The organism is Burkholderia sp. AW49-1, from assembly GCF_053427845.1.
Window position 1 is genome coordinate 127527 of record NZ_JBSAXF010000002.1, and the last position, 13355, is coordinate 140881.

Annotated in this window: 6 protein-coding genes and 3 pseudogenes; 8 read left to right on the plus strand and 1 reads right to left on the minus strand. The window is 64.3% G+C overall.

Annotated elements, in window-relative coordinates:
* Positions 1-18: 18 nt before the first annotated feature.
* A pseudogene (locus ACV22W_RS05425) lies at positions 19-354 on the minus strand (DUF932 domain-containing protein); the annotation flags it as partial.
* Positions 355-808: 454 nt separating this feature from the next.
* On the opposite strand from ACV22W_RS05425, the gene ACV22W_RS05430 reads away from it, so the two are divergent.
* From ACV22W_RS05430 to ACV22W_RS05465, 8 genes and pseudogenes are all read left to right on the plus strand, one after another.
* On the plus strand, positions 809-1087 hold the full coding sequence (locus ACV22W_RS05430; protein ID WP_448018232.1) for an HU family DNA-binding protein: 279 nt from the start codon (positions 809-811) through the stop codon (positions 1085-1087).
* A 375-nt stretch (positions 1088-1462) separates the two neighbouring features.
* Positions 1463-2263, plus strand: a pseudogene (locus tag ACV22W_RS05435) (IS110 family transposase); the annotation flags it as partial.
* Positions 2264-2686: 423 nt separating this feature from the next.
* On the plus strand, positions 2687-3721 hold the full coding sequence (locus tag ACV22W_RS05440) for a PDDEXK nuclease domain-containing protein (protein WP_448018432.1): 1035 nt from the start codon (positions 2687-2689) through the stop codon (positions 3719-3721).
* Positions 3722-3783: 62 nt separating this feature from the next.
* Positions 3784-4260 carry a hypothetical protein gene (locus ACV22W_RS05445; protein ID WP_448018233.1) on the plus strand — a complete coding sequence of 159 codons (477 nt, stop codon included), beginning with the start codon at positions 3784-3786 and terminating at the stop codon, positions 4258-4260.
* A gap of 795 nt (positions 4261-5055) precedes the next feature.
* On the plus strand, positions 5056-6291 hold the full coding sequence (locus tag ACV22W_RS05450) for an ABC transporter substrate-binding protein (RefSeq protein WP_448018234.1): 1236 nt from the start codon (positions 5056-5058) through the stop codon (positions 6289-6291).
* Between the two features lie 45 nt (positions 6292-6336).
* Positions 6337-10038 carry a response regulator gene (locus tag ACV22W_RS05455; RefSeq protein WP_448018235.1) on the plus strand — a complete coding sequence of 1234 codons (3702 nt, stop codon included), beginning with the start codon at positions 6337-6339 and terminating at the stop codon, positions 10036-10038.
* Between the two features lie 64 nt (positions 10039-10102).
* Positions 10103-12682 carry an EAL domain-containing protein gene (locus tag ACV22W_RS05460; protein ID WP_448018236.1) on the plus strand — a complete coding sequence of 860 codons (2580 nt, stop codon included), beginning with the start codon at positions 10103-10105 and terminating at the stop codon, positions 12680-12682.
* Positions 12683-12997: 315 nt separating this feature from the next.
* Positions 12998-13270 (plus strand): annotated as a pseudogene (locus ACV22W_RS05465) (hypothetical protein); the annotation flags it as partial.
* Between the last annotated feature and the right edge of the window lie 85 nt (positions 13271-13355).

A 13355-nucleotide genomic window follows, 5' to 3' on the forward strand; every position in this document is an offset into this window, starting at 1 on the left:
CGACGGAAACCGCCTCTAACTTGCGCATACGTCGTGCGAGTTCAACAACACGATTTCATCGGCTTCCTCGCCGGGGACCTGGTCGGCATGGCGCAGCCGGAGCATGTGCTTGGTGAATTCACGCTTGCCAGAATCGCGCACGCGCGTTTGGCAGATCATGAACGGCTGAAAGCCTTCGTTGCGCAGGCCGCGCAGCACATCGATGGTGGGAATGTAGGTGTAGCGCTCGGAGCGGCTTTCGTGCTTGCCGTCCGCGAAGATGGACGGGGCGATGCGGCGAATCTGATCGTCCGAAAGGGGCGCATCCGCGCGCAGCATCGGCGCGCTGTAGTGGAATGAGGAAGCGAGTCGCATGGCAATCTCCACAGTCAAGGTTGAGGACCTGAACCGGGCGAGGAGGTGTGTGCCTTGCCGTTGCGGCTGGACACCTCCCGGTGGAACTCGGGGTTGGCGTTGCTGCCGCCTGACTCCCGGGTTCCCGCCCGTGCGACTGAAGGAGCCGATAGCGGGCAGGCGTCAAGGAAATAGGCGAGGGAGGGGTGCGGGCAACACGGTCCCGCGCTCCTTGATGCCTGCCCGCTATCGGCTACGGTCGCGGGTTAAGGGCGGGAAGCAGGGAGCCGGGTGCATGCCATGCCGCGAGTTGACCGGGTCCTGAGGAGACGTGTGCGAGGGATACCGCTCAAAGAATGTTCAGCGGGCACCGCCGATCCGCACGCAGCACCAACTTTGACTAAGCGTGCCCGATTTGCCGGGTGTGCCTTAATGCGGTAGGGTGGAAGCTCGACTCATCGAACAAGGTTGACTCATGAATAAGCAGGAACTCATTGACGCTGTCGCGGCTGATGCCGGTCTGAGCAAAGTCGCCGCGAGCGAAGCCATCCAAGTCGTACTCGACGTCATCACGTATGCGGTCAGTGCGGGCGAAAACGTGCAGCTCGTCGGTTTTGGCACGTTCTCGCGAGGGGAGCGTGCGGCTCGGACTGGCAGAAATCCGACTACCGGGGCAGAGATTGAGATCGCAGCGGCGAAGACGGTGAAGTTCAGTGCCGGGAAGGCGTTCAAGGATGCAGTGAACGCGTCCTGAGGCAGTTTAAGGGGAGGCCAGGTGGGAAACGGATTTGCGGGCGGAAAGTGCAGACGTCTGCACAATTGTGCGATCAACTGGCCATCAATCGGATGCCGCAATCGTTGGACGTCGACAGAATATCCGGCGCATCGGCGCGCGTGGCGACGTTACTGCGCGGACCAGAATATTCGCTTTGGCCACGTGCGCGAGAGTGCGCCGTCGTTGACGGCGCGTTCCGAAGCGCAGGAAATGAAGGGTAACATAGTAAATGATATGAACGCCACCCACCCGTGATCGATGGGAGCCGGCAGGAAGGCGGAGCCTCGCGGGCCGACGGCATCAGAGTGCCCAGATGGAAGACCATAGAGTTCCTGGCAAACCGGAGGCTCCGACATGAAGCAGATGACAGTGGGTGCGGACATTGCAAAGAACGTGATGCAACTCCATTACATCGACGCAGAGACGGGCGAGATCGTGATCAAGCCGGTGAAGCGTGCTGTATTCCTCGAGCATTTCGCGAACCGGGCTCCCTGCCTGATCGGGATGGAAGCCTGTGGGGGCTCGCAGTACTGGGCCCGCAGGCTCACGGCGATGGGCCACGAGGTGAAGCTGATGCCGGGGAAATTCGTGAAGGCGTTCGTGATGGGCAACAAGAACGACGCGGGCGATGCGAAAGCGATCTGGCTTGCCGTGCAGCACGCAGAAAGATCGGTTGCGGTGAAGACGGAAACGCAACAGGCGGTGCTGGGCCTGCACCGGATGCGCGAGCAACTGGTGAAGTTCCGCACGATGCAGATCAACGGCCTGCGCGGCCTGCTGACCGAGTACGGCGAAGTGATGGGCAAAGGCCGAGCCGCGCTGGACAAAGCGATACCGAGCGTACTGGAGCGACTGGTCGATCGTCTGCCGGCGATCCTGATCGACACGCTGCGCGAGCAGTGGAACGGGCTGGCGGAGTTGGATAAGCAGATTGCCGGCATCGAACGGCGCTTACAGATGTGGATGAGAGAGGACAAGGCATGCAAGGCGATCGCGGCGATACCGGGCGTAGGTCTCCTGACGGCGACGGCGGCCGTCGCGACGATGGGCGATGCGAAGACGTTTCGGTCCGGGCGTGAATTCGCAGCCTGGATCGGGCTGGTGCCCAAGCAAACGGGCTCGGCCGGCAAAGATAAGGGCTATGTTACCCTTCATTTTGGGACATAGGCGAAGCCCCCGCGTGCGCGGCACTCGCCGTAGGGAATTGAGCGCTCCCAGCGCGGTGATCGAAAAGCGGTGCCGTCACCGTTCCGGCACCCCTGTATTTCTGGCGCGGGCGACGACGTGCCGGTGGGCGGATTCATTGGACATTGCGTCGCACGCGGGCCTGGAGGTTCTCCGATCCGGGCGGGGCGACTGGAGGGGCGGCTTTGTCTCTGGCGGTGCCGATGCTCCATTGCGAGCGCGCACATTTAGCGCGGTGACAGGCGAGGGCCTCGGCGGGCCGATGGCTGAATTCTCTCCGCGGTGCGGAGAGAATTGGGGGAGTGCCCAGCAGGGTTCCGCCGTTGCTGAGATTCCGGTAACGTGGCCACTGCTGGCGCGCGCCGGCCCGCCGATTCCTCCATTCCTGACAAGATGACCGAACTCGTCCCCGCATCCCTGTTGACCGACATCCGCCGCATGATTGATTCGGCGCGCGCCCGAGCGGCGGCGGCCGTCAACGCTGAACTGACCCTACTTTATTGGCAGGTTGGTTGTCGCATTCGGGATGATGTGCTGGGCGGTGAGCGCGCGGGCTACGGACAACAGATCCTCCCCGCGCTCGCCCGGCAGCTGAGAGTCGAATACGGCCGGGGTTGGAGCGAGCAGCAATTGCGCCACTGCATCCGCGCGGCCGAGGTGTTTCCGGACGAGTCAATTCTCTCCGCACTGCGGAGAGAATTGAGCTGGACCCATCTGAAGATGTTGATGTACGTCGAAGACCCGCTCAAGCGCGACTTCTACATTGAACTCTGTCGCCTGGAGCGCTGGTCGTCGCGGCAGTTGCAGGAGCGGATGCAGTCGATGTTGTTCGAGCGCAGCGCGCTATCGCGCCAACCCGACGAAGTGATCCGGCGCGAAGTGGCGCACCTGCGTGACGCGCAGCAGATGACGCCCGATCTCGTGCTGAAAGATCCGTACATCCTCGACTTTCTTGGCCTCAACGATCACTACCTCGAGCGCGATCTCGAAGATGCGATTCTGCGCGAGATGGAACAGTTCCTACTGGAGCTCGGCGCAGGCTTCACGTTCGTTGCTCGCCAAAAGCGGTTGCCAATCGACGATGACGACTTCTATCTTGATCTGCTGTTCTATAACCGCAAGCTCAAACGTCTTGTTGCCATCGAACTGAAGCTCGGATCCTTCAAGGCCGAATACAAGAGTCAGATGGAGCTGTACTTGCGCTGGCTCGCGAAGCACGAGCAGGAGCCGGATGAAGCGCCGCCGATCGGCATCATCCTGTGTGCGGGAAAAAAGCAAGAACAGATCGAATTGCTTGAGCTTGGCAAAAGTGGCATTCACGTCGCTGAGTACCTCACGGTGCTACCGCCACGCGAGACGTTGCAGGCGAAGCTGCACCAATCGATCGCAGCGGCACGCGCCCGACTTGATGATAAACGCGAGTCGTGATGACAGTGCCTTGTCGTCGAGATTCGCGCAGAGCGAAGGCCACCTTCGCGCCGGGCTTCGGCGTGACCCTGGCCAAGGCCGTGCAGGCGTCCTGTTCGGCCTTTCCGTTCTTCGATCGCACCTTCGTGACTACCGCGGCCGGGGATCGTGTCGAGCTGGTCGACGGCGGCTACTGCGCTAACAATCCCACCTTGTACGCGATCGCCGACGCGGTCGTCGCGTTGGAGCACGCGCACGAGGATCTGCGCGTGGTCAGCATCGGCGTGGGCATCTACCCGGAGCCCAAGCGAAGCTGGACGATGCGGCTCGCCAAGAAATACCTGCTCAGCGTGCAACTGCTGCAGAAGACCCTAGAAATCAACACGCAGTCAATGGACCAGCTGCGCGAGGTGCTATTCAAGGACGTGCCCACGATCCGCATCAGCGACGTGTTCGAGCGTCCAGAGATGGCCACCGACCTGCTGGAGCACGACCTCGCCAAGCTTAACCTGCTGCGCCAGCGCGGCAGCGAATCCTTCGCTACCCGCGAGGCGGCGTAGCGAGCGTGGGGTGACAGGGTCCCTGCACCGCACAACACATTCGACAAACAGACGATCGACGACTTCGTCGGCATTGACGTGGCCAAGGTCAGGTGCGACGCGATCGATCCTGCAGAATTCCCAGAGCACGAGGAGGCCCTGCGAACGCTGCGTCGCTCTGTTGATATGTGGCTTGGACTAAGGGCGCGTGACCCATTCGATTTTTAATCGCGTGTCCCATGTCGAGGCTGAATCGATCAGAAAGGCGCTGTCATGCGCCAGAAAGCGGTCGTACTTATGGTCCCGTCGACCAATCGACGTCGAAATTCAAATGCTTCTCCTAAATGTCGAAGGGGCCATTGAATTCACTGGGCGGCCAGTGTCCGTATAGGACGGCCTTCAGCCAACCGATGTGGTCGATGGAACGGCCGTTGTGCTTTGGAAGCAACCGCTGCAGTCGTGTCGGGGGAGATGTCGACTTCAGGTCGCAAGGCGCCCGCCCGGCGGCCCCACAATAGTCACTTCAACAGAGCGACGAGCTGACAAGAGGCTTCGCGGCGCTTTGCCGCAGGCAACTTTATTGCGCGATGCACAACCTCATAAGTTCACTGAGTTTTCGCACCCTTCTATCGACGAAGGCCTACGACGTGACACCTTTCCGTTGAAACGTAATGACCCTGTTTTGGCCTACGGCTTGCGGCCGCAAGATATGCCATCTATATATATGACTAATTGACTCGTACCACGGCAGCCGTGTGGTATGCGGCGGGATGCACCAGCAAGTCAGAATAACGGGATGCCGGACAGGGATTCAACATGGACGAGAGTGTGTCAGTCACACCGATTTGTTCCGGTACCTGGTATTCGAACGTACTGCGCTCGCTTGCGCGTCCCTGCGGCAGGCAGGCGCTGGCGATGATCGTGTGCTGCGCCGCACTGAGCGGCCAGGGCGCCGGAATTGCGGCGGAGCCCGGTGTGACCGACAGTACGATCCGCCTGGGTATGGTCAACGCGCAATCCGGCAATTCTGCAGGCCTCGGACACGGGCTGTTGATCGGCGCTCAAGCCGTATTCAACGACGCGAACGCTCACGGCGGTGTGCACGGGCGGAAGATCGACCTCGTCGTCGCCGACGATCGCTACGAGCCCGAGCGGACGGTGGACACGACGCTGGAAATGATCGATCGCGGCAACGTCCTCGCGCTGTTTGGTTATGTCGGCACGCCGACAACCACCGCGGTGCTGCCAATGATCCGGGACGCCGGCATTCCGCTCATCGGTACGTTTAGCGGCGCGATGGCGCTGCGCAGGCCGGTCATTCCGGAGGTCTTCAACATCCGGGCGAGCTATGACGACGAGACGCGCGTGCTGATCGATCACTTGATTGCCCACGACCGCGCGAGGCGTTTTGCAGTGTTCTACCAGGACGACGGCTTCGGGCTAGCGGTGCTGGCCGGCACCCAGCTCGCGCTGCACCGCCACGGCCTCGACGTCGTCGCCACCGGTACGTTCCGTCGCGGCACGACGGCAGTCGAGACGGGTCTCGCAGCCATACTCGACGCGCGGCCGGACGTCGTCATCATGGTCGGCCCGTATACGCCGGTCGCCGCATTCATTCGCGCAGCGCACCGCGAAGGCCTCACGGCCCGTCTCGCGGCGGTGTCGTTCGTCGGCCCCGACGACCTGTTGCGCCTGATCGGCGACGAAGGGAACGGCATGCTGATTTCGCAGGTCGTGCCGCTGCCGCAGAGCGAGCGCCCCGTGGTCCGGGACTGCGTACGGCTGATCGCCCAGCGCTTTCCGGACGAACACATTGGCGTGGTGCACATCGAGGGCTGCCTTGATGCGAAGGTCGCGCTGATCGGACTGGAACGGGCGGGACCGGCACCCACCCGGGCAACGCTGAAGCAGGCGCTCGAATCGATCCGGCGTCTCGATCTCGGCGGCCTGGTGGCCAACCTAAGCACCGACGATCACCAGGCGCTGAACGACGTGTTCCTCACCGAAATCGCGCACGGCCGCGTCACGCCGCTGGACGGGCCGGCCAGATGAGCGGCTGGGCGGCCGCGCGCGGGCCGCCCGATCCTGGAGGGCTGCATGGACATCAAGGCTAAGCTCGTCGCCAGCACCAGCCTGATGCTGCTGGGTGTGGTGGCGATTTCCGTGACGAGCCTGATCGCGGTGCACGGCATTGCGTCGGGTGTGCGCACGCTGACGACCGAATCGCTGCCGCTGCAGGTGCGCAGCAACGAGTTGCAGCGCGCATACGCGGAGCTTGCGGTGGACTTCGGCCGGCTTGAGCGCGCGCAGGACGCATTGGAGCGCGAGCAGGCGTCGTCGGAGATCGACACGCAATTGCAGCGGATCGCACGCGTGACGGCGGCCGTGCGCGCGATCGACGGGCACGGCGTCGACGTGCCGTCCACCGGCTTGAGGACGATGCTCGCGTCGATGAACGAAGGCGTCGACAAGCGGCTGCGCGGCGACGCGCAACTCGCCGCCGAACGCCGGCTGATCGAACGCGTCCAGGCACAAGGCGATGCGCTGCTGAACGCGATCGGCAAGCAGGTCGACCGGCTGGACAGCGACGCCGATGCCGCCGTGAGCGGCGCACTGGAGTCCAATACCGCGTACAACCGCACGATTCATGCGCTCGACGAGGCGCGCATGGACGTCAAGGAGATCATCGCCGTCGCCGGCCGCGTCGACGTCGCGCCGAACCGGTACCGGCTCGCGCCGCTGCGCGAGCGCATGCAGGCGTCCATCGACGGTGCGCGCAAGGCGCTCGCAATCGCGGCGCCACATCTCGACGCGGCTGCGGCACAGAGCCTGACGAACGCGCTCACCCGGGTGGCGGACGACATCCTCGACGGCAAGGTCGGCCTCGTCGCGCTGCGTGCCGGCATGTTCGCGGATCCGTCCGTCGCGGCGCGCTACCGTGCGCATGAAGACCGCGTGTTGCAATCGCTCGATGCGCTGGACGCGAAACTGGCGGAGATCGCGGACCCGTTCGCGCTTCGGATCGTCAACGCGCGGCAGCGCCTCGACGAAGCGATCGCATTCCGGCAGCGCGCCGCGCGGATCGCGTCGCTGTCGGCCGCCGTGAACGGCGGCATCAACACGCTGGCGTTCGACCTGCGCATGATCGCGCAAGGCGAAAGTCCTGACCGCCTGAAGCGCGCCGACGACGAGCTGCGAAGGAATCTCGGCGCGCTGACCGCATCCGCCGGCGCGCTGCGCGATGCACTTGTCGCGGACGGGCCGCGCAATGCCAAGCGCGCAGAGGGCGTGATCGGACTGACCACGGAGTTGGCGGGATCCGCGCACCGTATCCTGGCGGTGAAGTCCGACATGCTGTCCAACGACGTCGCCATGCAGAGCATCGTCGCCGATGTCGACACGACGGCCAATCGCCTCGCAGCGTATACGGAACAGGAGGCGGTGCGCGTCGACCTTCAGCAGCGCGGGATCGTATCGGACGTCTACCGGGCCGTGGCAACTGCGATCGTGATGATCGTGGGGGTATCGTTCTTGCTGGCGATCGGCGGGCTGGTGATCAGCCATCGGCTCGGCACGTCGATCTCCGGACCTCTGTCGAGCCTGACGCGCACGATGGCACGCATTCGCAGCGGCAGCGACCTGTCGCTTCGGATGTCTCATCAGGGCAGCGACGAAGTCGCGGCGCTGATCGCCGGCTTCAACATGATGCTCGATGAAATCGAGCGCCGCGACGTCGACCTGCAGGCAGCGATCGCGACGGCCGAAGCCGCGAATTCGGCGAAATCCGAGTTTCTCGCGAGGATGAGCCACGAGATCCGCACGCCGATGAACGGCGTGCTCGGCATGACCGAACTGCTGCAGCGGACGCGGCTGACGTCGAAGCAGCGCAAGTTCGTCGATACCGTGTACCGATCCGGCCAGACGCTGCTCGTCATCATCGACGACATTCTCGACTTCTCGAAGATCGAGGTCGGCAAGCTGACGCTCGAACGCATCGATTTCAACCTGCATCAACTGCTCGACGACGTCGTCGCGCTGATGGAGCCCAATGCACGACGCAAGGAACTGGCGCTCGTGGTCAATCGCGCCGACTCGGTCCCGGAATGGATGCGCGGCGACCCGGTCCGGGTGCGACAGATCCTGACGAACCTGCTCAGCAACGCGATCAAGTTCACGGAACGCGGGCACGTCGAGTTGAACGTATCGTATGTGGACGACGGCCGCATCGTGTTCGCGATCGCCGATAGCGGGATCGGCATCGCGCCGGAGGTGTCCGCGGAATTGTTCCAGCCGTTTCAGCAGGCAGACAGCTCGATCGCGCGCAAGTATGGCGGAACCGGGCTTGGGCTCGTCATTTCGCGCCAGCTGGCCGAGATGATGGGCGGCACGCTCACGCTCGAATCGACGCCCGGCAAGGGCTCGGTGTTTACCGTGACGATGCGATACGAACCGGTGTCCGGCGTGGTGGGCGTCGCACCGTTCGCGAGGCCGTCGCTCGCTGGGCTGAAGGTGCTGATCGTCGACGACAGCGAGACCGATCGCAGCGTGCTGCTCGAACACGCGATCGAATGGCAGCTGTGCGTCGCCACGGCGATCGGCGGCGACGACGCGCTCGCGCAGTTGCGGGCCGCGGTCGCCGACGGCGCGCCGTTCGACCTCGCGATCGTCGACGTGCGGATGCCGGGGATGGACGGCATCTCGCTCGTGCAGCACATCCGCCACGATCCGTCGCTGCGTGCGCTCAGGATCATCACACTGACCGCGTTCGAGATGATGGACAGCGTGCAGGTCGCGCACGAGCTCGACATCGCCGCGCGGCTGACGAAGCCGCTGCACGGCGCCAACCTTCATGCGGCGATCGCATCGGCAATGCGCGTGATGCCGCCGCGGCTGCCGGCGGCTGTGCCGGGCGCCGATGGTGTCGATGGCGCCGCGCCGCCCGACGACCGGCGGCTCGATGCGATCGCGGCACGGGTGCTGCTGGTCGAGGACAACGCGGTCAACCAGCAGATCGCGCTGGCGATGCTGGAGGACACCGATTACGAAGTCGCCGTGGCCGACGACGGCGAACAGGCTCTCGACATGCTTGCGAACGATGCATTCGACGTGGTGCTGATGGACTGCCAGATGCCGCGGCTGGACGGCTTCGAGGCGACGCGGCGGCTGCGTCGGCGCGAAACGGACACCGGTTCGCCGCGCGTGCCGGTCATCGCGCTGACGGCGAACGCGCTGAGCGGCGACCGCGAGCGCTGTCTCGCCGCCGGCATGGACGACTATCTGGCGAAGCCATTCCGCCGCGACGCGCTGTTGCACACGCTCGCGCGCCACGTTCGCGGCAACGCGTGCGCGCCGGCCGCTGCATGCGAAGAGGCGGTAAGCCGTGCCGAAATCGAACCGAGTCCCGCTACCGCGGCTGGGGCGGCGGCAGCGAGCGCGGGTGACGACGCGGACGTGATCGACCGCAAGGCGCTCGATGCATTGCGCGCGCTCCAGCGGCCGGGCCGCCCCGACGTGCTGACCCGGATCATCGATCAGTTCACGCTCGATGCGCCGCGCCTGATCGGTGACATGCGCGCGGCCGCCGCAGCGGGCGACGCCGATGCGCTGAAGCTGGCCGCCCATACGCTGAAATCGAGCAGCGCGAACGTGGGCGCCCATCTGCTGTCGGCCCGCTGCCGGGAGATCGAGCGTCTCGCGCGCGCAGCCGACGTGCCAGCCGCGGCGCCGCTCGTGGCCGGCGCGGATGCGGAATTCGAGCACGCGCATGCGGCGCTGGTCGCCGAGCGCGTGACCGGTTGAAGCTCGAACGGTCGCCAGCCGATCGCCGCGGCGATCGCGCAGCGGACCAAACAGGAGGACGGTCGTGAACCAGGACAATGCCGATGTGCCGGCGATTCTGATCATCGATGACGATGCGATGACGCGCCTGCTGGTCGTCGAAACGCTGGAGCCCGAAGGCTTTCGCGTCGAGGAAGCGACGGGGCCGGACGAGGGCATCGCCGCGTTCCTGCGTCATCGCCCTGCGGTCGTGCTGCTCGATGTCGAAATGCCCGGCGGCGACGGCTTCGACTGCTGCCGCGCATTGCGCGCGTTGCCGGAAGGCCGCCGCGTGCCGATCGTCATGCTGACCGGCAACGACGACGACGCATCGATCGCCCGTGCGTTCGACGCCGGCGCGACCGATTTCGTATCGAAGCCGATGCGCTGGAAGCTGCTGGGCTACCGGATCCGGTATTTGCTGCGCGCGGCAGCCGCCGTCGAAAAGCTGGCGACCACCGAGGTCGGGCTCACGCATGCGCAGGCGCTCGCGCACCTGGGCAACTGGGAGTACCAGGCCGGGCGGACCGACGGATACTGGTCGCCGGAGTTGTTCAGGATCCTCGGGCTCGACCCCACGCGCACGCCGCCCACGTTCGAACGTCTGCTGCAGGCGGTGCCGACCGACGAGCAGCCGCTGCTCGTGCAGTCGTATACAAGCCTGCGCACCGAAGGCGTCGCGTTCTCGCTCGAGCATCGGCTGATTCACCCGGACGGCACCGAGCGCCATGTGCTGCACCTCGCGGAGGCCGGGCGCGATCCGAACCACGCGATCATCCTGCGCGGCATCGTGCAGGACATCACCGAGCGCAAGGTGCAGCAGGGGCGCATCGAATATCTCGCCAACCACGATGCGTTGACCGGCCTGCCGAATCGCAACCTCCTCAGCGACCGGATGGAGCAGGCGATGTCGCAGGCGCGGCGCACGGGGCAACTGATCGCAGTGATGGTGCTCGACCTCGACCGTTTCAAGCACGTCAACGACAGCTTCGGCCATTCGGTCGGCGACGGTCTGCTGCGGGTGGTCGCCGCGCGCTTGAAGAGTTCGGTGCGCGATGGCGACACGGTCGCGCGGCTCGGTGGCGACGAGTTCGTCGTGATGCTGGTCAACCTGTCGACGCCGTCGGACGCGGATGCGATCGCGCGCAAGGTTCTCGACACTTTCATTGCACCGTTCGTGCTCAACGGGCACGATCTGCACGTGTCGACCAGCGTCGGCGTCAGCCTGTGTCCGACCGACGGCACGGACGCGGAGACGCTGCTGAAAACGGCCGACGCCGCGCTGTATTGCGCGAAGGAGCACGGGCGCAACTGCTACAGCTTCTATACGCGCGAAATGGGTGCTCGCGTGGAAGAGCATGCCGTCCTCGAAAACGCGCTGCACCAGGCCGTCGTGAACGGCGAACTCGAGCTGTACTACCAGCCGAAGGTCGATCTGAAGACGGGGCAGATCAGCGGGGTCGAGGCGCTAATTCGCTGGCGACGGCCGGGAATCGGCATCATTCCGCCTGACCGCTTCATCCCTATCGCCGAGGAAACCGGGCTGATCTTGCCGATCGGCGAGTGGGTGTTGCGCACCGCGTGCGCGCAGGCCGTCGCGTGGCATCGGGACGGCCATCCGCCGATCCGCATCGCGGTCAACCTGTCGGCGCGCCAGTTCCGACAGCAAGACGTGGCCGGCATGGTGCGCAGGACGCTTAAGGATACCGGGTTGGAACCGGCGTCGCTCGAACTCGAGCTGACCGAAAGCGTGTTGATGCAGGACTGCAATGCGATCGCGCACACACTGCGCGAACTGAAGGCACTCGGCGTCGTGCTGTCGCTGGACGATTTCGGCACCGGTTATTCGAGCCTGTCTTATCTGAAGGACTTGCCGATCGATGTCGTGAAGATCGACCGATCGTTCCTCAGCGACGTCACGACCAGCGCGGAAGGCGCGTCGCTGACGCGATCGATCATCGCGATGGCGGAGTCGCTCCACATGGAGACGGTCGCCGAAGGTGTCGAGACCGAAGCGCAGCTCTCGTTCCTGAACCGGCACCGCTGTCATGCGATGCAGGGCTACTACTTCAGCCATCCGGTGACCGGTGACGAAATCGCCGACATGCTGTCGGCCGGCTCGGAGTTGCCCGAACACTGCCGGCAGCGCGAGCTGCTGCGCCGGACGCTGCTACTGGTTGACGGCGATCGTGCGACGCTGCAGATGTTCAGGCAGGCGCTGGGCCGCGACGGCTACGAGATCCTCGCGACCACCGATCCCGACGAGGCGCTTGACCTGCTCGCGCGGCATCGCGTCGGCGTGATCGTGTCCGACTTCCGCATGCCGAGCGTGTCGGGGATCGACCTGCTGCAGCGCGTGAAGGCGCTGTATCCGGACGTCATACGCATTCTGCTGTCGAGCTACGGCGAGGGGCATTCGATCGCCAACGCGCCCGGTGACGGCTCTGTCCAGAAGCTGCTGATCAAGCCGTGGGACGTCGAGCTGCTGCGCAAGCACATTGCCGAGTCGTTCCAGCGGTTCGAGCACACGTCGCTGAGACTGGCGGACCCCGGCGTGACGCGCCTCGGCAGTCGCCCGTCTCCGCTGCGGTCTCTCAACGTGGCGGATTCGCGCGATGGCCCCTGAACGGAAGCTGCCGCGCCCCGCCAGCGAACGGATGCGTTCTTGCTGAGAAGGTTCGCCGAAAACTCGTTAACGCGAAGCCCCTTTTTACCGCGGGCTGCTCGACTACGGTGCCGTGAGCAATATGGAAGTCGGATACCGATGACGTATGAATTTCGAGGGAGTAAATAGATGAACAGATAGTTGCATATTGGTTGCCTTACTCAAAATGTTTGCACTGCTTAGATGTTCGACTCCACCTGACTTTTGTACAATCGCGAGCGCGGGCCAGACAGCAAGCTGTCGAGGCAAACATCAATAAAACGAGTGAGAGAATCGATGGCGATCCAACCCGACGGGCGCGGGGAGGTGGCCGCGCGCGACGTCTATGACGCGATCCGCCGCGGCACCCTGCAACACGAGCGGTTGCTCAAGATCGACACACCCTTAGGGCCGAATGCCCTGGTGGTGCAGCGGGCTATCGGCCGTTCGACGCTCGGCCGGGACTACGTTTTCACGCTCGACGTGGTGTCGACAGACGGCACGATCGAACTGAAGAAGCTCATTGCCCAACCCGTTACGCTCTGGATCCTGCAGGCCAACGGGGGGTATCATTACTACGCGACCGAGTGGAAGCGCCGTCTCCGCGAGGGTTCCGGCCGTTGATTGACAATCGAGTGGGTATCAAGAACTCGAG

What these genes read in the sequence shown, in the direction of transcription:
- ACV22W_RS05450 (WP_448018234.1), top strand. Translation starts at nt 5,056, where the DNA reads ATGGACGAGAGTGTGTCAGTCACACCGATTTGTTCCGGTACCTGGTAT.
- ACV22W_RS05430 (WP_448018232.1), top strand. Translation starts at nt 809, where the DNA reads ATGAATAAGCAGGAACTCATTGACGCTGTCGCGGCTGATGCCGGTCTG.
- ACV22W_RS05455 (WP_448018235.1), top strand. Translation starts at nt 6,337, where the DNA reads ATGGACATCAAGGCTAAGCTCGTCGCCAGCACCAGCCTGATGCTGCTG.
- ACV22W_RS05440 (WP_448018432.1), top strand. Translation starts at nt 2,687, where the DNA reads ATGACCGAACTCGTCCCCGCATCCCTGTTGACCGACATCCGCCGCATG.